This is a genomic window from Sphaerisporangium rubeum (assembly GCF_014207705.1).
GTDB lineage: Bacteria > Actinomycetota > Actinomycetes > Streptosporangiales > Streptosporangiaceae > Sphaerisporangium > Sphaerisporangium rubeum.
Genome location: NZ_JACHIU010000001.1, coordinates 14,948 through 36,481, shown reverse-complemented (window position 1 = coordinate 36,481; position 21,534 = coordinate 14,948). Strand labels below are relative to the sequence as shown.

The following is a 21,534-nucleotide window of genomic DNA, read 5'->3' as shown; positions in this document are numbered from 1 at the left end:
AGCGATCAACAACGACAGCCGACACAGCAGGAGGCGGATACCCGTGATGTTCCGGGTCGAGCGAGACGTACTCGCGGAGGCGGTCGCGTGGACCGCACGGAGCCTGCCGGCACGGCCCTCGGTGCCGGTGCTCGCGGGCATGCGGCTGGAGGTCACCGAGCAGCAGCAGCTCAAGCTCTCGGGTTTCGACTACGAGGTGTCCGCCGAGGTGACCCTGGAGCTGCAGACCGGTGACCCCGGCCTCGTCCTGGTCTCGGGCCGACTGCTCGCCGAGATCACCCGTGCGCTTCCCGCACAGCCTGTGGACTTCGTGGTGGAAGGCGCCAAGGCCGTCGTCACCTGTGGAAGCGCCAGGTTCACCCTGTTGACGATGCCTGCCGAGGACTACCCGTCCCTGCCCGCGATGCCTCCCGCCGCCGGCCGTGTCGGCAGCGACGTGTTCTCCTCCGCCGTCGCACAGGTCGCCGTCGCCGCCGGCAAGGATGACACGCTCCCCATGCTCACCGGCGTCCGGATGGAGATCGAGGGAGACACCGTCACCCTGGCCGCCACCGACCGCTACCGCCTCGCCGTACGCGAGCTGAAATGGCAGCCGGGCCAGCCTGACTTCTCGGCCGTCGCCATGATCCCCGGACGCACACTGGCCGACACCGCCAAGTCGCTCACCACCGGCGCCGAGGTCGAGATCGCCCTCAGCTCCACCGGCGGCACCGGGGAAGGCATGATCGGCTTCTCCAGCTCCGGCCGCCGCACCACCACGCGCCTGCTCGACCCCGAGTTCCCCAAGTACCGCTCACTCCTGCCCACCGAGTTCTCCGCGCACGCCGACATCCCGACGTCGTCCTTCGTGGAGGCCGTCAAGCGCGTCGCGCTGGTCGCCGAGCGCAACACCCCGGTGCGCCTGGCGTTCCGCGGCGGCGAGGTCGTGCTGGAGGCCGGCAGCGGCGACGAGGCCCAGGCGGTCGAGGTCCTTCCCGTCGAGTTCCAGGGCGACGAGATCAACATCGCGTTCAACCACCAGTTCCTGCTGGAGGGCCTCGGCGCGATCGACTCCGACATGGCACGCCTGCAGTTCACGACGTCCACCAAACCGGCCATCCTCACCGGTGGAAAGCCTGTGGACGACGGCGGAACCCCCGACTACCGGTACCTCATCATGCCGATCAGGTTGTCCAGTTAGGATCCGGTCGACGGGGCATGCTCCCGGCCGGTCGGGGTACGCGAGCCGTACGCCGGTGAACCACGGACGACCTCGACGAGGGGTGGCGCAGATGCAGATCGGCATGGTCGGGCTCGGCAAGATGGGCGGCAACATGGCCGAGAGGCTGCGCCGCGCCGGGCACGAGGTGGTCGGGTACGACCGTGACCCGAAGGTCGGCGACGTCGCGAGTCTCGAGGAGCTGGCCGCGCGGCTCGTCGCTCCCCGCGTCGTGTGGGTCATGGTTCCCGCCGGCGAGCCCACCAGGAGCACCGTCATGCGGCTCGGCGAGTTGCTGTCCCCCGGTGACGTGGTGGTCGACGGCGGCAACTCCAACTATCTCGACGACAGAAAGCATGCCGACGCGCTCGCCGAGCACGGTGTCGGCTTCGTCGACGTCGGCGTGAGCGGCGGGGTGTGGGGGCTGGAGAACGGCTACGCGCTGATGGCCGGCGGCGATCCACAGCATGTGGAAAAGCTCCAGCCGATCTTCCAGGCACTCAAGCCCGAGGGTGAGGACGGCTACGTGCACGCCGGCACGGTCGGCGCGGGCCACTTCGCCAAGATGGTCCACAACGGCATCGAGTACGGCATCATGCAGGCGTTCGCCGAGGGCTGGGAGCTGCTGGAGGCCACCGACGTGGTCACCGACGTCCCCGGCGCGTTCCGCAGCTGGCGCACCGGCACCGTGATCCGTTCGTGGCTGCTCGACCTCCTGGTTCGCGCGCTCGACGAGGACCCCGACCTGGCCGAGCTGAAGGGCTACGCCGAGGACTCCGGCGAGGGCCGCTGGACCGTCCAGGCCGCCGTCGACCACGCCGTCCCCCTGCCGGCGATCACCGCGGCCCTGTACGCACGCTTCTCCTCCCGCCAGGAGGACTCCCCCGCCATGAAGATGGTCGCGGCCCTGCGCAACCAGTTCGGCGGCCACGCGGTCTCCTCGGCCGAGGGCATGCGGGCCAAGGGCGCCGACGCACCCGGCGCCGACGTGAACCCGCCGCACGCCTGAACGCCGGCGGGGGCTGCCGTTGTCGGAGCGTCCCACTAACCTTCTTGGGTGCGTGTCGCCCATCTGTCGCTGACCGACTTCCGGTCCTACTCCACCGTGGAGCTGGCCCTGGAGCCGGGGGTGACGGCGCTCGTGGGGCCGAACGGCCAGGGCAAGACCAACCTCGTCGAGGCCCTCGGTTACGTCGCGACGCTCGGCAGCTTCCGGGTCGCGACGGACGCGCCGCTGGTACGGCAGGGTGCGGGCCGCGCGGTGATCCGTTCGGTCGTCGTCCGCGACGACCGCCGTGCACTGGTGGAGCTGGAGATCAACCCGGGCCGCGCCAACCGCGCACGCCTCAACCGCGCGCCGGTGCCGCGGCCGCGCGACGTGCTCGGGCTGCTGCGCACCGTGCTGTTCGCCCCTGAGGACCTCGCGCTGGTCAAGGGTGACCCGGCCGAGCGCCGTCGGTTCCTCGACGATCTGCTGGTCGCCAGAGCCCCGCGTTTCGCCGGTGTGCGCGCCGACTACGAGCGGGTGCTCAAACAGCGCGGCGCACTGCTGCGCACCGCCGCGCAGAGCCGTCCAGGACGCCGCAGGGGGGCCCGCCGCGACGAGGCCGATGCCGCGTTCGCCGCCGCCGGCGCCGGCGACCCCCTGAGCACTCTGGAGGTCTGGGACGCTCAGCTCGCCCGCTTCGGCGCCGAGCTCCTCGCCGCGCGCCTCGACCTCGTCGAGGCGCTACGTCCCTTCGTCGCGCGCGCCTACGCCACACTGGCCCCGTCGTCCGCTCCGGCGGACATGGAGTACCGCGCGACCACCTTCACCGCGCAGGCGGAGGACGAAGGGCCGGAGCACGCCACGGATCAGTCCTCGTCGTCCACAGGCCCGCGCGGTCCTGTGGCCGACCGCGCCGCGCTGGAGGACGCACTGCGTGCCGCGCTGCTCGAGGTCCGCCAGGCCGAGCTCGAGCGTGGTGTCACCCTGGTCGGCCCGCACAGGGACGATCTGCTGCTGCGGCTCGGCCCCCTCCCCGCGCGCGGGTACGCGAGCCACGGCGAGTCCTGGTCGTTCGCGCTGGCGCTGCGCCTCGCCGCGTACGACCTGCTCAAGGCCGAGGGGGGTGACCCTGTGCTGATCCTCGACGACGTGTTCGCCGAGCTGGACGCGCGCAGGCGCCGCAGTCTCGCCGAGATGGTGGCCTCCGCCGAGCAGGTGCTGATCACCGCCGCGGTGGCCGAGGACGTACCCGAGCAGCTCGCGGGCTCCTGGTTCGACGTCGCGGAAGGAAGTGTGAACCGTGTCCGCTGAGCCGCGGCCCGAGACGCCGGCCACTTCCGGGACCACCGCAGCCAAGGGGGCGGCCCTCGCTCGCGAGAAGCTCGCGCAGGCCAAGGCCGACGCCGCCAAGCGGGGGCAGCTTCCCCGGCGCGAGCCCCGGCGCCGTTCGTCCCCCCGCAGGGACGCCGCCGATCCCCAGCTCCTCGGCGGAGCCATCCGTGACCTTCTGTCCGACCGCGGCTGGGAGCAGTCCGTCGCCGTCGGGGGAGTCTTCGGCCGCTGGGCCGAGATCGTCGGGCCCGACCTCGCGGCGCACACCAAGCCCGAGACCTTCGCCGACGGTGAGGTGCTGGTCGTCGCCGACTCCACGGCCTGGGCCACCCAGCTGAGGCTGCTCGCGTCCAGCCTGGTCAGGCGCCTGAACGAAGAGCTCGGCGACGGCACCGTGGTGCGTGTGAAGGTGCGGGGCCCGCAGAACGGCCCGAAACCCGGAGGTGGGCTGCGGGTCACCGGGAGCCGCGGCCCTCGTGACACCTACGGCTGACGTCACGTCAAGTGGCGCGACTCCGGCCGATGAGAGGCCGCCGACCCCGCCGGAACGGATCAGATTCGCGGTGGCGGGGCCGACCCCCTCTCCGGTGGGGGGGTGCTGCAAGGGGGGGTCAGTGGCCGACAGGCCACCACAGCGGCCGTCAATGCCACCTGAACCGCGGATGACCGGTAGAATGAAATCGGATTCCGGACACGTCCGCATGCGGGTCACCCCGGCTTACTGGCCGATCCCCCGGGTGGTCGCATCGAGGCACTCACGACGGTGACGGGCACGGCACGGGCAGCCACATGATGGTGCCCATGCCGCGTGTCCGCGGCAGGAGGATTTCGCACTTGTCCTACGATGCTAGCTCTATCACCGTTCTCGAAGGTCTTGAGGCGGTTCGCAAGCGCCCCGGCATGTACATCGGGTCGACGGGTGAGCGCGGGCTCCACCACCTCGTCCAGGAGATCGTCGACAACTCCGTCGACGAGGCGCTCGCCGGATACGCCGACCACATCGAGATCACTCTTCTCGCCGACAACGGCGTCCGTGTCAAGGACAACGGCCGCGGCATACCTGTCGGCATGGTCCCCGGCGAGCAGCGGCCCGCCGTCGAGGTCGTCATGACCGTGCTGCACGCCGGCGGCAAGTTCGACAGCAAGTCCTATGCCGTCTCAGGCGGCCTGCACGGCGTCGGCGCGGCCGTCGTCAACGCGCTGTCCAGCCGCCTGCAGATCGAGGTCAAGACCGACGGCCACCACTGGCGGCAGACCTACGTCCGAGGCGTCCCCGAGGCGCCTCTGGCCAAGGGGGAGCCGGCCGAGGAGACGGGCACCACGACCACGTTCTGGGCCGACGACGAGATCTTCGAGACCACCACGTGGAGCTTCGAGACGCTCTCGCGCCGCTTCCAGGAGATGGCGTTCCTCAACAAGGGCCTGACGATGATCCTGCGGGACGAGCGGCCCGAGTACGTCAACGGCGAGCCCCGTGAGGTGACCTACCACTACGAGGGCGGCATCGCCGACTTCGTCCGTCACATCAACTCGAAGAAGGAAGCCGTCCACTCCTCGGTGATCGACTTCGAGGCCGAAGCCGAGGGCATCTCCGTCGAGATCGCCATGCAGTGGAACGCGTCCTATACCGAATCGGTCTACACCTTCGCCAACACGATCAACACCGCCGAGGGCGGCACCCACGAGGAAGGCTTCCGCTCGGCGCTGACGTCCATCGTCAACCGCTACGCACGTGAGCAGAGGTTCCTCAAAGAAGGCAAGGACGACAACCTCACCGGTGACGACGTCCGAGAGGGCCTGACCGCCATCATCTCGGTCAAGCTGGCCGACCCGCAGTTCGAGGGCCAGACCAAGACCAAGCTCGGCAACACCGAGGCCAAGTCGTTCGTGCAGAAGACCTGTAACGACTCCCTGCGCGACTGGTTCGACCGCAACCCCGGCGAGGCCAAGGACATCATCAACAAGACGCTCCAGGCTTCGCGTGCGCGCATCGCGGCGCGCCAGGCCCGCGACCTCACGCGCCGCAAGTCCCTGCTGGAGGCCGGCTCCGGCCTGCCGGGCAAGCTGGCCGACTGCCAGTGGACCGAGCCGGAGAAATGCGAGCTGTACATCGTCGAGGGTGACTCGGCCGGCGGCTCGGCCAAGGGCGGCCGTGATCCGAAGTTCCAGGCGATCCTTCCGATCCGCGGCAAGATCCTCAACGTCGAGAAGGCCCGCATCGACCGGGTGCTGAAGAACAACGAGGTCCAGGCCCTGATCACCGCGCTCGGCACCGGCGTGCACGCCGAGTTCGACATCTCCAAGCTCCGCTACCACAAGCTGATCCTCATGGCGGACGCCGACGTCGACGGCCAGCACATCACCACGCTGCTCCTCACGCTGCTGTTCCGCTTCATGCGGCCCCTCATCGAGGCCGGTCACGTCTACCTGTCCCAGCCTCCGCTGTACAAGATCAAGTGGGACCGCCGCGGCGAGGACGCGAGCTACGCCTACTCCGACCGCGAGCGCGACGCCGTCATCCAGGCCGGCATCGAGCAGGGCAAGCGCGACCCGCGCCTTCACGACGGCGTGCAGCGCTTCAAGGGCCTCGGCGAGATGAACGCCTCGCAGCTGTGGGAGACCACCATGAACCCGGAGACCCGGGTCCTGCTCCAGGTCACCCTGGACGACGCCGCTCAGGCCGACGAGATGTTCACCGTGCTCATGGGCGAGGACGTCGAGGCACGCAGATCATTCATCATTCGCAACGCACGGGATGTCCGGTTCCTGGACGTGTAGCAGCGCAGGCCTGACAGACTGACTCTTCTTCGAAAAGGACGCATCACCCGTGACGGAAGTCAACATTCCTCCTGGGACACCTGCAAACCGCATCGAACCGGTCGACATCCAGTCCGAGATGCAGCGCAGCTACATGGACTACGCGATGTCGGTCATCGTGTCCCGAGCCTTGCCGGACGTGCGCGACGGCCTCAAGCCGGTGCACCGGCGTGTCCTGTACGCCATGTACGACGGCGGCTACCGCCCCGACCGCGGCTACTTCAAGTGCTCCCGCGTGGTCGGTGACGTGATGGGCTCCTACCACCCGCACGGTGACACGTCCATCTACGACACCGTCGTGCGGCTGGCCCAGCCCTGGTCGCTGCGGTACCCCCTCGTCGACGGCCAGGGCAACTTCGGCTCCCCCGGGAACGACCCGGCCGCGGCCATGCGGTACACCGAGTGCCGTCTCGCGCCGATCGCCATGGAGATGCTCCGGGACATCGACAAGGAGACCGTCGACTTCCAGCCCAACTACGACGGACGTTCCCAGGAACCGGTCGTCCTGCCGTCCCGGTTCCCCAACCTCCTGGTCAACGGCTCGGCCGGCATCGCCGTCGGCATGGCCACCAACATCCCGCCGCACAACCTGCGCGAGGTGGCCGAGGCCGTCCGGTGGTGCCTGGACAACCCCGAGGCGTCCGAAGAAGAACTGCTCGAAGCCGTGATCGCCCGGGTCAAGGGCCCCGACTTCCCCACCGGCGCGCTGATCGTCGGCCGCCGCGGCATCGACGACGCCTACCGCACCGGCCGCGGCTCCATCACCATGCGGGCCATCGTCGAGGTCGAAGAGGACCCCAAGGGCCGTCAGTGCCTGGTGGTCACCGCGCTGCCGTACCAGGTGAACCCGGACAACCTCGCGCTCACCATCGCCGAGCTGGTCAAGGACGGCAAGGTCAGCGGCATCGCCGACGTCCGCGACGAGACCTCCTCGCGCACCGGCCAGCGCCTGGTGATCGTCCTCAAGCGCGACGCCGTCGCCAAGGTCGTGCTGAACAACCTGTACAAGCACACCCAGTTGCAGACGACGTTCGGCGCCAACATGCTCGCGCTGGTCGACGGCGTGCCGCGCACCCTGCGGCTCGACCAGTTCGTCAAGTACTACGTCGGCCACCAGATCGAGGTCGTGGTCCGCAGGACCCGCTACCTCCTGCGCAAGGCCGAGGAGCGGGCCCACATCCTGCGCGGGCTCCTCGCGGCCCTCGACCGCCTCGACGAGGTCATCGCCCTGATCCGCCGCTCCCCCTCGGCGTCGCAGGCCGCCGGCGGCCTGATGGAGCTCCTGGAGATCGACGAGATCCAGGCCGGCGCCATCCTCGACATGCAGCTGCGCAAGCTCGCCGCACTGGAGCGCCAGCAGATCACCGACGAGTACGACTCGCTGATGACGCAGATCGCCGACTACCAGGAGATCCTGCTGTCGGAGTCGCGGCAGCGCCAGATCGTCTCCGACGAGCTCACCGAGGTCGTCAACAAGTTCGGCGACGACCGCCTCACCGAGATCATCGCCTACGACGGCGACATGTCCATCGAGGACCTCATCGCCGAAGAGGACATGGTCGTCACCATCACCCGCGGTGGCTACGCCAAGCGCACCAAGACCGACCTCTACCGTGCGCAGAAGCGCGGCGGCAAGGGGGTGCGCGGCGCGCAGCTGCGGCAGGACGACATCGTCGAGCACTTCTTCGTCACCACGACACACCACTGGCTGTTGTTCTTCACCAACAAGGGCCGCGTCTACCGCATCAAGGCGTACGAACTCCCCGACGCCGGCCGCGACGCACGCGGGCAGCACCTCGCGAACCTTTTGGCCATGCAGCCCGACGAACATGTCATGGAAGTCCTCGACCTGCGTGACTACCACGTCTCGCCCTACCTCGTGCTCGCCACCCGCAGCGGCCTGGTGAAGAAGACCAGGCTCGCCGAGTACGATTCGCCGCGCTCCGGCGGCCTGATCGCCATCAACTTGCGCGAGGACGACGAGGTCATCGCGGCCCGGCTCATCTCCGAGAACGACGACCTGCTGCTGGTCTCCACCGGCGCCAAGTCGATCCGCTTCACCGCCTCCGACGACGCGCTGCGTCCCATGGGCCGCGCCACCAGCGGCGTCATCGGCATGCGGTTCATGGACGGCGACGAGCTCCTCGCGATGAACGTCATAAGTGACGGCCCCGACGTGCTTATCGCCACCGAAGGCGGGTATGCGAAGCGGACGCCGGCCGACCAGTACCCCGTGCAGGGAAGAGGCGGGCAGGGTGTGCTGACTGCGAAGATTGTCAGTGCTCGTGGCAAGCTGGTCGGAGCAGTCATGGTGAGTCCCGAGGACGAGGTGTTCGCGATCACCTCGGCCGGCGGGGTCATCCGGACCAGTGCGGGCGAGATCAAGCAGTCCGGCCGCCAGACCATGGGAGTGCGCTTGATGAACCTCTCGGACGGAGACAGCGTGGTTGCGCTCGCCCGCAACGCAGAAGCGCTGGAAAGCGCCGAAGCGCTGGACAACGCCGAAGCACTGGACAGCGAGGACACCGTGGGAGATGACGCGCGATGAGCCCACAGTCCAACTCCGGCGGCACCGGCAAGCCCCCCGGCTCGACCAGCCGCAAGCGTCCCCCCGCCAAGGGCTCCCGCACCTCGGCGAACTCGCCGACCCGTGACCAGGTCACGGAGAGCGTAAACAAATCGGACGGCACCCCCGTGGGACGTTCACCTGCGGACCCGACTGATGACAGGCTGGTCGTCGTGTCCAACGACGATGCCGCCACCTCGCCAAAGAGCGCCGGCGACGAACCCGCCGACCCGACCCTGCGCATCCGCTCGTCCGCCGTCCCGTCGGACGACCCATGGACCCCCGCCGGCCCCACCCGCGCACTGAAGAAGCCCACCGACCCCCGCGCCTCAACCCCCAACGGCGCAGGCGACCCGCCACCCCCCGGCGCTCCAGGCTCACCCACCGCCAAAGCCGGCCCCGGCAACCTCGGTAGCCCTGGTGTCGGTGTCGGTGTCGGCAACACCGGCGGCCCCGGTTCCGGCCCGCGCGGCTCGGCATCCGGCCCTTCCGCCTCCGGCAACACCGGCACCCCAGGCTCTGGCGGCCCGGGATCGCGCGGCTCGGCATCCGGCCCCGGCGCCTCCACCCCCAGCGGCCCGACATCCAGAGGCCCCGCCTCCGGCCCCGGCACCCCAGGCACGGCACCCCGAGGCCCCGGCTCCGCCGCCTCGGCCTCCAACCCCCCCGGCGGCCCTCCCGGCTCCAGGGACTCGGCCTCCCGAGCCGCCGGCCCTGGCGCTCCGGGACCGGCGTCCGGCCCAGGCACCCCAGGAGCCCCACCCCGCCCCGGCGACCCCGCACGCTTCAGTGAAGGCCCGCGTCCCGACCCGGCCGCCACGTCCCGTGCCCCCGCCGCCGACACCTCCGCCGGCGCCCCACCCCGCCCCGGCACCCGCATAGGCGCCGGCCCCACCGCTCGCCCCACAGAAAGCCGCCCCGACGCCGCCACGCGTCCCGCAACCAAGCCCACCAAACCATCCAAACCCTCCGGACTAGGTTCGATGTCCGCCTTGGCCTCATCCACAGAACCCGCCACCCGCACCGACCAGCGCGACCGCCCCTCCGCCAAGGCCCCCCGCAAAGCCCACCTGGTGCTGCGCCGCATAGAACCCTGGTCCGCGATGAAGTTCAGCTTCGTCGTCTCCCTGGTCTGCTTCGTCGTCCTGTTCGTAGCCGTAGCCGTCCTGTACGGCGTCCTGTCCGCCCTGGGCGTCTTCGACTCCATAGTCAGCACCGTGACCCAGCTGACCGTCCCAGACGGCAACACCAGCGCGGGCCTCGACATCAAGAGCTGGTTCGAACCCGTAAGAATCCTCGGCTACACAGCCCTCCTAGGCGCCGTCAACGTAGTCCTGATCACCGCACTCTCCACCCTCGGCACCGTCATCTACAACGTCGCCTCCGACCTGGTAGGCGGCGTGGAGGTGACCTTCAGCGAAGCCGAATGACCCACCCCTCCCCACCCCTGAAGGGACCGGGGAGCCCCAGGGGAAGATCAACCGTTGAGGGCTCGGTCAGGCGCCCTCAACGGTCCCCCCAACCTCCACCACAAGGTAAGCTTTCCGGTGTCGGAAACCGATTCGCCTCCTCCCCGAGGAAGCGATAGTGTTCTCTGCACCACCGCAAGGGGCTATAGCTCAGACGGTTAGAGCGCTTCCCTGATAAGGAAGAGGTCCCAGGTTCAAGTCCTGGTAGCCCCACCCAGCTAGAGGCCCTATTCCGATCACGGAACAGGGCCTTTGACGGCAACGGGGACGGCAACGTCACTCGTTTCCGCCTCCGAACAGCTCTCCTGAGATCCTGCTGATCGCTTCCCTGTGACTGTCCTGGTCCCCGTGCGTGTAGATCTCCATCGTGACCGAGATCCGCGCATGCCTGAACGTGGGTCGGTCGCGGCCGGTGCACCAGGCGGTGACACATGGGTTCAGCGGGCCCGGCTCTCCACCCCCGGCCATGTGCAGGAGATGGCCGGCGCCGGGGCGGCGGGTCGTGGTACGGCGACGCCGGCGCCTGTTACGACGCCGGAGCCGGTGAACCTTCGCCGGACAGCGCACTAGCTGGACGGGGTGCGGAGGCAGGTGGTGATGGGGGTGTTGTCGGCGCCGCTGGTGGTGGTGCCCTGGAGGCCGAAGGTGGTGGAGGCGTTGGGGGCCAGCGCTCCGTTGTAGCTCGCGTTCGTGATCGTGTACGGGTTGGCGAAGTCGTTGAGGCTGGCGTTCCAGACCCGGGTGATCTGCTGACCGCCGGGGAAGGTGAGGGTGACCGTCCAGCCGGTGGTCGCGGTGGTGCCGGTGTTGGTCACGACCACCTTCCCCTGGAACGCGCCGGGCCAGTCGCCGGCCGGGCTGTACACGGCCGTACAGCCCCTGGTCGGGCATGCCGGGACGTAGACGGTGACCGGTGAGGTGAAGGCGGAGTAGTTGCCCGTCGCGTCACGCGCCCGCACCTGGAAGCGGTAGACCCCAACACCGGACTGGGTGAACGACGTGGTCGTCGTGGTGCCGACCAGGGCGAACGTGCCGCCGGTGGCGCCGGGTGCACGCCAGATCTCGTATCCGATGACGCCCACGTTGTCCGTCGAGGCGGTCCAGGTCAGCGTCACCGAGCCGCAGGTGACGGTCGCGGTCGGCGTGCCTGGCGTCGTGGGCGGCTGCGGCTCCGGCGTCATCGTCGGGCAGGGGGGCGGCACGACCCGAACCGGCTCGGTGAAGGCGGAGGTGTTGCCGGCCGCGTCGCGTGCCCGCACCTCGTAAAGGTACAGCCCCATGATCGGCTGGGTGTACGAGGTCGCCGAGGTCGTCCCGACCGGGACGAACGTGCCGCCGCTGTAGGGCGCGCCGTACACGTCGTAGCCGGTGACCCCCACGTTGTCGGTGGAGGCGGTCCAGTTCAGCGTCACCGACAGGGGATTGCATCGGACCGTGCTGCTCAGCCCGGTGGGAACCGTCGGCGGGGTGGTGTCGGCGAGCGGCGCGATCCTCGCCGGAGCCGTCGCCGACAACGCCGGCGTGGTCGCCCCGAGCCCGGCCAGTGCGGCGAGGGCCGCGAGAACGATGGAGATGACTCGCCGTTGCATGGTGGCTCCCTGGCGGCCAGGAGGCGGAGCGGTGGCCCGCATACCGATCGACGCGCTACACAGACGGTAGAAGTGAGTGTCGCGGCCTGTCGACAACGCGACCAGGCGGGTCGCGAGGATGCAGGTCGCGGATGCAACTTTCAGCCCGCCGGACCCTGACGGCGCCGATCGGCGGAGCCCGCCCGTGCCGCCTGACTCGCACGACACCGGTCTGCGGGCGGCGCATCCACCGGGTGGCGAAATCCCAATCCCGGTCGAGGGTAAGCGGGCCCTGCGGGCTCCAGCGCTGTCGCTCACTCCGGTGTCGCGTCCCCGCCTGCCGGAAGCTCATCACGGGTAGAGGGATCGAGCTGACAAGGAAGAGGTCCCAGGTTCAAGTCCTGGTAGGCCCACCAGCCCGAACGCCTCGCACTGATCATGGTGCGGGGCTTTTTCGTTGCGACCACTACTGCGACGGGCCTACTCGTACGGTCGTCGAGCTTCGTGACGGCGTGGTGCCGATCAACACCGTGTGCTTCGCCCTCGTCGAGATCTGACCGCCGGCAGGATCGGCGTTCCGCGTGGGGTTCCGGCGGAACGCCGATCTGTTCGGCTACGCCGCCGGGTCGGCGTTCACGGCGACCGCGACGTAAGCGATCCGTGGAAGTTCGGCACGGAAGCCCTCATCGGTCTCGTAGACGGTCAGTGTTCCGGCGGACCGTACCTGCTCGGGGACTGCTTCCAGGGAGGCGAAGTCGTCCTTCGTGTAGCGCAGACAGGTGGTGACCAGGTGCTCGACCCAGTTCAGGACCTCCTCGTCAGTGGTCGGGCCGTCCGGGGGGGTGAGGCCGTACGCGTTGCGCACGTACCAGAGCATGCGGTTCCTTGCGGACGCCGCGTCGTCGGCGGTGATGGTGATGGGGTCGTAGACCCGGACGGTTCGCACGTCGGTGAAGCCGGCGGCTGTCAGGTCCTTCTCGAAGTCGGTCGCGGTGAAGTGGGTGTACTGGTGGCCGGTGGGGCTGTAGGCGTCGACGATCTGCTCGAACCAGTGGGCCATGGGGGTGCCGGTCTCGAAGTCGTGGACCACCAGGCGGCCACCGGGACGCAGGACCCGCTGGGCCTCCGCGTAGCAGCCGTTTCTCTCCTCCACCGGGATGTGGTGCGCGCCGTACGCCACCAGCACGGCGTCGAACGCGTCGTCGTGGCACAGCAGGAACTGCGCGGGCTGGCGTACGGCAGGCAGGCCGTAGTCGAAGGCCTGCGCGGCCATCTCCGGCGCGACGTCGCCGGTCAGGATCCAGTCCCTGTCGGTACGCCATTGGGGCAGTTCGCGCGTGACCCGCACCAGGGTGCCGCTGCCGCCGAGGACGTCGAGGAGCCGGAAGCCCGCGGGCAGGCGGTCCACGCCGGTGAGGCCGGTCGCCAGTTCCAGCAGGTTGCTCATCCCGGTGGCCTTCACGCTGCTGCGTTCGTGTGCCCGCCGGAACGAGTCGCCTCTGCCGCCGGAGTCGTCGGAACCGAACTCGTTGGTCGTGGTCCTCCCGAGGTCGAGGATCGCCTCCCCGCCGGGACGCCGCAGCCACAGCGCGGACGCCATCTCGGGGAACCTCTCGGCGAACAGCCGCTCGAACTTCTCGACCGTCAGGCCGGGCAGATATTCCATCGCGGTCTCTCCTTCATGGGACGACTGGCTAAGAGACGAAGTCGAAGTAGGCGTTGGCGGGGTAGTCGTAGCCGGGCCGTTTGTGCCGTTCCTTCGGCACGGGGAAGCCGGCCTTCAGGTACACGCTCAGCAGGAACGCGCCTTCCTGTGTCTCGATCCCGAGTTCGCGCAGCAGGTCCTCGTCCACGTCGGCGGGCCGGCGCGCGTACTCCACGAGCGTGTTCTTCAGGCCGCTGCCGTCAGGCATGCGTGCCTTGGGACGGTTCGCGATGTACGGCGGGAGGTCTCCCTCGAAGGCCTGCCGCAGGATCCACTTCTCCACCCCGCCGCGGAGTTTCAGGTCCATGGGGAGGTTGTAGGAGAACGTGAGGAGGTCGCGGTCCATGAACGGGACCCTGGTCTCGACGGAGTTCATCATGCTGGACCGGTCGACGCGCTGCAGGTCGGTACGGTGCAGGTTGCCGACCCGGTAGCGCATCAGGCCCACCGGGTCCTCGTGGGTGCGGAAGATGTCGTAGCCCGCCAGCACCTCGTCGCTGCCTTCGCCGCACAGCGCGACCTTGAAGCCGTGCCGGCTGACCTGGTGGTAGGCGAAGTTGCCGAAACAGGCGTCGAACACGTCGATCGCCTCGAAGTGCTCGGAGCCGTACACGACGTCGGGGATGCTCTCGATGAGCGCCTCCCGGTCCAGGCCCGCCACGATGTGCGGGACGCCGAACTCCTCGCAGTACCGCCGCGCGACCGCGATGTCGGCGGCCCCGGGGAAGCCGACGGTGACCGCGGTGACCCGCGGGTGGTATTTGCGCGCCACGTGCAGCACCGCGGCGCTGTCGATGCCGCCGCTGAACATCACGGCGATCGGCAGATCCGTCTGGACCTGTTTCCTGACGGCCTCGTGGAACAGCGTCCGGTACGTCGCGACGGCCTCGTCCGGCGTCAGGTCCGGCGGTTCGGTCTCCAGGTCGGCGTACCTGGTGACCACGCCGTCCCGCATGCGTGTCCCCGGCGCCATGGTGATCACGTCGCCGTGGCCCCACAGGCACTTCTGCTCCGACGCGAAGGAGTAGACGCCGTCGCGTACGGCGTAGTACAGCGGTTTGATCCCGATATGGTCCCTGGCGGCGAGGAAGGACCCCTGCCGTCCGTCGTACAGCACGAAGGCGTACATGCCGTCGAGGCGGCCCACGAAGTCCGCACCCCACTCCAGGTAGGCGTGGACCAGCACCTCGGTGTCGGAGAACGTCCGGAAGACATGTCCGAGGTCCTCGAGTTCGCGGCGCAGGTCCAGGTAGCCGTACAGCTCGCCGTTGAACACCACCCGCACCTGGCCCGTGGCGTCGGCCTGCGGCTGACGCGCGTGCTCGCGGTCGACGATGGCCAGGCGGTTGGTGCCGAGCGCGACGCCGGGCCCGGCCCACCGCTCACCGAAACACTCGGCGTCTCCCCTGTGCCTGATCCGGCCGAGCATCGAGAGCAGCTCCTGCTCCCTGCGCCGTACGGCGCTCTCGCTCTCCGCGCCGGCGCGCGGGTCGATCATCGCTGCGATTCCGCACATGCCGGCCTCCTAGACCGTGACCGTCACGCCGAGGCGACCGAGGTCGTCGAAGAACTTCGGGTAGGTCTGCCCGGCGTACTGGGGGTTCCTGATCGTCAGCCCGTCCTCGCTCCGGAGCGCGACCAGCGTCATCGCGAACACCACGCCGTGGTCGTAGTGGCTGTCCACGACCACGCCGCCGCGCACACCTTCGGACGAGCCGTGGACGATCAGCTCGTCGCGCCGCTCGTCGGCGTCCACACCCGCCGTGCGCAGCTCGTGGCGGAAGTCGCTGATCCGGTCGCACTCCTTGTAGCGGAGATGCTCGATGTTGTAGAAGCGGCTCGTGCCGTCGGCGTGCGCGGCGAGCGCGGCGAGGGGCAGCACGGCGTCGGGGGCGATCGAGCCGTCGAAGTCCATCGGCTTGAGCGGCCCGCCGCCGCGGACCGTCAGCGTCGTCCCGTCCTGGACGAGATCGACGCCGATCTCCCGCAGGTAGTCGAGGACCCCGCCGAGCTCCTCCAGCACACAGTTCTCCAGGCGGATCTCCGACTCGACCGACGCGGCGAGGGCGAGCAGGGCCGCGGTGCTGGCGGGGTCGCTGCCGACGACGTGCCGCGCCGGCTGGAAACGCTGCCGTCCGTCGACGTGGAACTCCATCAGGTCGTCGGAGGCCCGCACGTCCACGCCGGCGTTACGCAGGACGTCCAGCGTGGTCCGCACCATGGGCCTGGCCTTGAGCTGGTCCTTCACCGTCACGGTCAGCTCCTCGCCGAGCAGGCCGCCGAGGTAGAGCAGGCCGCTGAGGAACTGCGAGCTTCTCCTTCCGGAGATCGCGACATGGCCGCCGTGCGTGGCGGAACCGTCGAGCGTGATGGGGAGACGGTCGTCGGGGCCGGTCGAGGTGCACAGCACGCCGAGTTCGCGCAGCGCACCCACCATCTCGGAGTTGGACCTGCGGCCGAGCGACTCGACGTACGGCGTGATGAACGTGACGTCGCGCGTGAGCGCGGTGGCCCCCATGAGGAGGCGCAGCACGATCCCGGAGTTCCCCGGGCACAGTGTGGTGCCGGCGGTCAGTTCCTCCGGGCCGACGATCTCGACGCCGGTGCCGGTGTCGGTGATCTCCGCGCCGAGTGCTCGGCAGCAGTCCATCATCGCGCGCACGTTGTTGCTGGTCGCGACGTTGACGACGTGGCTGCGTCCCGGCGCGAGCGCCGCCGCGAGTACGGCGCGAGCCGAGGAGCTCTTGGACGCCGGAGGGGTGATGGCGCCGGCGAGCCGGTTCGCCGGCGCGACGTGGATCTGGTTGTACTGCAGGGCATCCATGGTCACATCAACGCCTTGGTAGCGGTCGGGACGGGTTCGAGGTGCTGACGGCCGGACGGGTCCCAGTGGACGCCGAGCCGGGTCAGGACATCCAGGTAGCCGGGGAAGCTGGCCGGCAGCAGGTGAGCGCCGTCGACGACCGCACCCATGCGGCAGCCGAGCGCCGCGGTGGCCAGGCTCATGAAGATCCGGTGGTCGCCGTGACCGTCCACGGCGACACCACCAGGCGGGCTCTGCCTGCCTGTCGTGGTGAAGCCGTCGAGCAGCCCGTCGGCCCGGTGCAGGGGGGTCAGCTGGCATCCCAGGCGGCCGAGTTCGGTGAGCATGACCGACACCCGAGGACATTTGTGGTTGTTGACGTGCGCGACGTCGCGCACGGTGACCTTCGCGTCCACGAACGGCGCGATGGCGGCGAGGGTCGGGACGACGGTCGGCATGTTCCTGCCGTCGATCTCCACCGACGCCGCCGCCGGTCCGGTGTGCCGCAGGCGCAGGGTCCGTGCCACCGGGTCGTGCCGGCAGTGGACGCCGAGCGCGCCGAGCACCTCCATGAACTCCTTCTCGGAGCTCAGCCCCGACGGCCGGTAGCCCGCCACGGTGACGTCCGCGTCGCGGACCACCGCCACCGCACCCGCCACGTACGACAGCGCGGTGAAGTCGGACGCGATCAGGTGCACCTGTGACCGGTACGCGCTCGGTGTGACGAGGAACGACGGGCCCGATCGTTCCACCGCGGCACCCTGTTCCCGCATCATGGCGAGCGTCAGGTCCACGTAGCCCTCACCGACCGGTTCGCCGTCGTACCTGATCCGCACCTCGCCGTCGGCGAGCGGCGCGACGAGGAGCGCGGCGGTGAGCGCCTGTGAGCTGTGCCGAGGGTCGATGAGGGTCTCTCCCGCCAGGCGGGACCCGCCGCGCACCTTGATCCGCAGGTGCGTGGCGTCGCTGACGTCGTCCCACCGCGCGCCGAGGTCGGTGATGAAGTTCAGGTACCGGGTCACGGGCCGCGCGCGCATCGACGCGTTGCCTTCGATCACGGTCTCGCCGGGGATGAGGCAGGCCACCGCGGCGAGCGTGCGGAAGTTGAACGCGGAACCCGCCGTCGTGACCGGTGTGGCCGGCGGGCCGGCCGACCGTCCTGTGCCGGTGACGACCAGCCTGGCCTCGTCCTCGTGCACGACGTCGGCGCCGAACAGCTTGGCCGCCTCGAACAGATCGCGGGACTCCGAGGACCACGCCGGGTTCACGATCACGCTCGGCGCGTTGGCGAGCAGGCTGAGCAGGACGGCACGCTGCATGTGCGGCTTGGAGTGCGGAATCCGTACCTCGCCGCGCACGCCGTGCCGTACGGGATGGATGTGGACCTTTCCCACCTGAGCGGTGCTCACCCGGCGATCACCGCCGTGGCCGTGATCTCCACGAGGAAGTCGGGCCGGACCAGGGCCGCGAGCACGGTCGTGTTGACCGGCGCGATGTCCTGGAAGTACGCGCGGTGCGCGCGTGCGTAGTCGTCGAAGTGCGCGCGGTCCGACAGGTAGGTGACCGTGCTCACGACGTCTTCGAGGTCGGCGCCGAGTTCGCGCAGCGCCGTCTGGATCTTCCTGATGATGAAGTCGGTCTGGGTGTAGGCGTCGTCGCCGTGCACGCGGTCCTCGCCGTCGATGGCGGCGGTGCCGGCGACGAAGACCTGGTTGCCGATCCGGACACCTCGGGAGTAACCGAGCCTCGGCTCCCACGTGGACGGGCTGGAAACCGATCGCCTGCCGGTGCGGGCGGCTGTTGGTGATGGCACAGCGTCTCTCCTCAGATGGTTCTCGATGGACGTGCTGTCACGTGCGGGAAGTGCGGGCCCTGCGCGGACCCTCGCGTTGGGACAGGTGTACGACGGTGACGATGACCAGGCAGAACACGGCGAGCGACAGGATGGGACTGGTCAGCAGCACCAGAGGGACGTCGACGCCGAGCCAGCGGGGTACCGCGGCCCCGACCCCGACCAGGGCCTCTCCGGTGATCAGCCCGGACCACAGCAACGTGGACCTGTCGTTCGCCGCTTCGAGGGCCCGCGCGCCGCGCCGGCGGGTGAGGCGGCGCAGCACCCCGGGCAGCAGGGCCCCCGCGAGCATCGGAACGGTCAGGCTGAGCGGCAGGTACATGCCGATGGCGACCGGCATGACGTACAGACGGGTGGAGCGTCCGGTGCGCCGCAGCACCGTGTCGGCCGCGATGATCACGACCGCGGCGACGGCGCCGGTCCACAGCATCGGGTAGGGGAACGCGCCGGTGCCGAACACCATGTCGGCGAGGTTGGCGAACAGGACGGCCTGCGGTGCCTGCAGCGCGTCCGCCTGGTCGGTGCCGAGACCGTAGGCCTGTACCAGCAGCACCACGATCGGCGCGACCACGAACGTGAACACCACCACCCCGGCGAGCTGCGCGATCTGCTGCCTGCGGGGCGACGCGCCGAGAAGCGCACCGGTCTTGAGGTGTTGCGCCGTGTCGCCGGCGGTGGCCGACGCGGTGCAGACGAACGCCGCGACGAACAGGACACCGGCCGTCAGGCCCGCGTCCCTGCCGAGCTGGAGCGCCATGAATCCGAGCGCCGTGATCAGCAGCGCGCAGATCGCGAAGGCCGAGCTCGGGTTGTTCGAGTTGCCGATCAGCCCGACGGTGTAACCGGAGACCGAGGTGAAGACGAACACCAGGACCAGCACGACCACCGTGGAGACCAGGCCGACGAGGTCCGAGCCGGTGGCCACGCGCATCAGCAGGAACGTGCACACCGCCGTCACGGCGACGGCGATCGCCGTGCCACGCGGGGAGACGTCGTCCTGCCGCGTGCGGCCGTCCGCCTTCTGGCGCAGGCCCGCGAAAGCCCACCTGAGGCCTTTGCCGATCACCTGACGGGTCTCCACGACCGACCACAGCGCGGCGACGATCATCGCGCCGAGCCCGATGTACCGCACCTGCGTGCTCCAGGTGTCCCAGGCCAGGCCGACCAGGTCACCCCTGGCGGGGCCCGCGACCAGAGGTATCGCGACCAGCCACGACAGGACGCTGCCGAGCACCATCGACGCCGAGTACTCCAGCCCGACGATGACCCCGACGCCGACCAGCGCGAGCGACATGTCCACCCCGCCGTACACGACGCGTCCCGCGACCCTGACCGCCGCCTCGACCGTCCCCGAGATAACCTGGACGACGCTCACCAGCGCCTTGAACAGGGCACCCGCGAGCACGGCGAGAGCCATCGGCGCGAGGCTCCGCGCACCATCGCTCCCCGCGCGCGCGATCTTGGCGGCGGCGGTGCTCTCGGGGAACGGCAGTTCCGGTGAGCCGAGGGTCAGCGTGCGGCGCAGCGGGATCACGAACAGCACGCCGAGGATCCCGCCGAACGCGCACACCAGGGTGATCTCCCAGTAGCTCAGGTCGTCGCGCACGCCGGCCAGCACGAGCGCCGGCATGGTGAACACGATGCCGACCGCGAGCGCCTCACCCGACGACGCGATGGTCTGCGCCAGGTTGTTCTCCAGCACGGTGGCCCCCCGCATGGCCACCCGCATGATGCCGGTGCACAGCACCGCCGCCGGGATGGCGGCCGAGATGGCCACGCCGGAGTACAGGGCCAGGTAGGTGATGGCGGCGGTGAGCGCCATCCCGACGCCTAGCCCGAGGGCCACCGACCGTGCCGTCAGCTCACGCGGAACGGTGGCGGCCGTCCTGCGCGTACGCATCGTTCCGCCTGTCACGCGACGACGACCCTCATGCGGGAATGCACCGTGGCGGTGTCCCTGTCCAGCTGCTCCTGGTCCTCGTTGACCAGCCACACCAGGGCCCACGCGCTCGCGAGGTCGGTCGTCACCGGCCAGTCGCGGCCCACGTCCGCGATGATCCGCGTCTCGGCGTACGAGGGGAGCCGGCCGACCTCGTCGAGACCTTCGTAGCCGGTGACCCGTCCGGCGTGGTCGTTGACGAGGCAGCACACCGCGTAGTGCCGGTCGAAGCGGTACGGCCCGGCCGGCGGCGTGTGCTCGCCGAGGAACAGCCGCACGGTCTCCTGGTAGCAGTTCAGGCCGGAGCAGCGGTGGATCATGCGCGGTGTCCCCGCACCCGGCAGCCGGTTGTTGACCTCGATGACGCGAAGGCCGCGTGAGGTCATCTTGAACTCGGTGTCGTTGATCCCGATACGCACGCCGATGGCCGCGTTGGCGGCCTGGATGTGCGGCAGCACCTCGCTCACCAGCGGGTCGTCCAGCGGCATGGACCGGATCGTGCGGTAGATGCTGGCCCGGCCGTCGCGCTGGAGCTTCTCGTACCGCGCCAGGGACACGACCTCGCTGTGGCCCGTGCCGTCGTGGAGGAGGTTCATGAAGTACTCGTCGCCGTCGAGGTACTCCTCGGCGAGCACGGTGTCGTACCGGTTCCCGTCCGGGTCCGGCACCTGGGTGATGACCTCGAACGCCTTGACGACCTCGTGCTCGTCGGCGCAGACGAACACGTGACACGAGCCCGTCGAGGCGTTCGGCTTGAGCACGACCGGATAGCCGCGGCGCTCGGACCAGGCGAGGACCTCGCCGAGGTCCCCGGACTCGAACCAGCCGGCGCACGGCACGCCGTGCCGGTCCCAGTGCGCCTTCATGGTCGCTTTGTTGAACCTGGCGGCGACGGTGTCCGCCGGGTTTCCCGTGAGGTTCAGCGCGTCGGCGAACAGGTCGCTGTACTCCAGCGCCATCTGGTCCCCCGGCACGACCGCCGCCACCCCGTGCCTTCGCAGGCGGCCGATCGTGTCGGCCATGTCCCGGTGCCTGAAGACCTCGACGTAGTCCTCGTCACGCAGTGACCGTGCTGTGTACGGATCCGCGAAATCGCGTGTCAGAACACCGACCGCGGAGAGCCCCATAGCTCTTATCTCCGCCCCGTACGGCGCTCCTGCCGCCACCGGGTCCACCACCGCTACCACTCGCTCAGCGGTCATCGGTCCTTCAGCCTCCCAGCCTCGCATCAGCACCTCATTTCCGCGCGGCCAAGCATGCAGGGCAGGACATTGGCAACGCGTTGGCAACGCATTGG

15 protein-coding genes and 1 tRNA gene are annotated in these 21,534 nt (G+C 69.6%); 8 read left to right on the top strand and 8 right to left on the bottom strand.

Features of this window, described 5'->3' with window-relative positions; translation table 11 throughout:
• Positions 1-43: 43 nt before the first annotated feature.
• From dnaN to BJ992_RS00130, 8 genes are all read left to right on the top strand, one after another.
• Positions 44-1,180 carry a DNA polymerase III subunit beta gene (dnaN, locus tag BJ992_RS00165; protein WP_184977925.1) on the top strand — a complete coding sequence of 379 codons (1,137 nt, stop codon included), beginning with the start codon at positions 44-46 and terminating at the stop codon, positions 1,178-1,180.
• Positions 1,181-1,262: 82 nt separating this feature from the next.
• A complete protein-coding gene (gene gnd / locus BJ992_RS00160) occupies positions 1,263-2,207 on the top strand; it encodes a phosphogluconate dehydrogenase (NAD(+)-dependent, decarboxylating) (RefSeq protein WP_343072422.1) in 945 nt (314 codons plus the stop codon).
• A 48-nt stretch (positions 2,208-2,255) separates the two neighbouring features.
• Positions 2,256-3,497 (top strand): DNA replication/repair protein RecF, encoded by a 1,242-nt coding sequence (gene recF / locus BJ992_RS00155; protein ID WP_184977923.1) that lies wholly within the window; start codon positions 2,256-2,258, stop codon positions 3,495-3,497.
• The gene (locus tag BJ992_RS00150) at positions 3,487-4,011 is read left to right on the top strand and encodes a DciA family protein (protein WP_184977922.1); all 525 of its coding nucleotides are present in this window, start codon (positions 3,487-3,489) and stop codon (positions 4,009-4,011) included. The genes recF and BJ992_RS00150 overlap by 11 nt, the downstream gene beginning before the upstream one ends.
• A 341-nt stretch (positions 4,012-4,352) precedes the next feature.
• Complete coding sequence (gene gyrB / locus BJ992_RS00145) at positions 4,353-6,296, top strand: DNA topoisomerase (ATP-hydrolyzing) subunit B (protein WP_246496478.1); 1,944 nt, start codon at positions 4,353-4,355, stop codon at positions 6,294-6,296.
• Positions 6,297-6,345: 49 nt separating this feature from the next.
• Positions 6,346-8,883 carry a DNA gyrase subunit A gene (gyrA, locus tag BJ992_RS00140; RefSeq protein ID WP_184977920.1) on the top strand — a complete coding sequence of 846 codons (2,538 nt, stop codon included), beginning with the start codon at positions 6,346-6,348 and terminating at the stop codon, positions 8,881-8,883.
• Positions 8,880-10,331, top strand: coding sequence for a DUF3566 domain-containing protein (locus tag BJ992_RS32410; protein WP_246496476.1), 1,452 nt, complete (start codon positions 8,880-8,882; stop codon positions 10,329-10,331). The genes gyrA and BJ992_RS32410 overlap by 4 nt, the downstream gene beginning before the upstream one ends.
• A gap of 178 nt (positions 10,332-10,509) precedes the next feature.
• Positions 10,510-10,583 (top strand) — tRNA-Ile (locus BJ992_RS00130).
• Positions 10,584-10,936: 353 nt separating this feature from the next.
• On the opposite strand, the gene BJ992_RS00125 is transcribed toward BJ992_RS00130, so the two are convergent.
• The 8 genes from BJ992_RS00125 to BJ992_RS00090 all read right to left on the bottom strand — a co-directional run bounded on the left by BJ992_RS00125 (position 10,937) and on the right by BJ992_RS00090 (position 21,259).
• Positions 10,937-11,959 carry a cellulose binding domain-containing protein gene (locus BJ992_RS00125; RefSeq protein ID WP_184977919.1) on the bottom strand — a complete coding sequence of 341 codons (1,023 nt, stop codon included), beginning with the start codon at positions 11,957-11,959 and terminating at the stop codon, positions 10,937-10,939.
• Positions 11,960-12,551: 592 nt separating this feature from the next.
• The gene (locus tag BJ992_RS00120; protein WP_184977918.1) at positions 12,552-13,604 is read right to left on the bottom strand and encodes a class I SAM-dependent methyltransferase; all 1,053 of its coding nucleotides are present in this window, start codon (positions 13,602-13,604) and stop codon (positions 12,552-12,554) included.
• A 28-nt stretch (positions 13,605-13,632) separates the two neighbouring features.
• The gene (locus BJ992_RS00115; RefSeq protein ID WP_184977917.1) at positions 13,633-15,159 is read right to left on the bottom strand and encodes an asparagine synthetase B family protein; all 1,527 of its coding nucleotides are present in this window, start codon (positions 15,157-15,159) and stop codon (positions 13,633-13,635) included.
• Positions 15,160-15,168: 9 nt separating this feature from the next.
• Positions 15,169-16,467 carry a 3-phosphoshikimate 1-carboxyvinyltransferase gene (aroA, locus tag BJ992_RS00110; RefSeq protein WP_246496855.1) on the bottom strand — a complete coding sequence of 433 codons (1,299 nt, stop codon included), beginning with the start codon at positions 16,465-16,467 and terminating at the stop codon, positions 15,169-15,171.
• A gap of 2 nt (positions 16,468-16,469) precedes the next feature.
• Complete coding sequence (locus tag BJ992_RS00105) at positions 16,470-17,855, bottom strand: 3-phosphoshikimate 1-carboxyvinyltransferase (protein ID WP_184977915.1); 1,386 nt, start codon at positions 17,853-17,855, stop codon at positions 16,470-16,472.
• Entirely contained in the window at positions 17,852-18,259 is a 408-nt protein-coding gene (locus BJ992_RS00100; protein ID WP_184977914.1) for a Rid family hydrolase, read from the bottom strand. Before BJ992_RS00100 ends, BJ992_RS00105 begins: the two co-directional genes overlap by 4 nt.
• A 37-nt stretch (positions 18,260-18,296) precedes the next feature.
• Positions 18,297-20,198, bottom strand: a complete 1,902-nt coding sequence (locus tag BJ992_RS00095; protein ID WP_184977913.1) for an OPT family oligopeptide transporter — start codon at positions 20,196-20,198, stop codon at positions 18,297-18,299.
• An 11-nt stretch (positions 20,199-20,209) separates the two neighbouring features.
• On the bottom strand, positions 20,210-21,259 hold the full coding sequence (locus BJ992_RS00090) for an ATP-grasp domain-containing protein (RefSeq protein ID WP_184977912.1): 1,050 nt from the start codon (positions 21,257-21,259) through the stop codon (positions 20,210-20,212).
• Positions 21,260-21,534 lie beyond the last annotated feature (275 nt).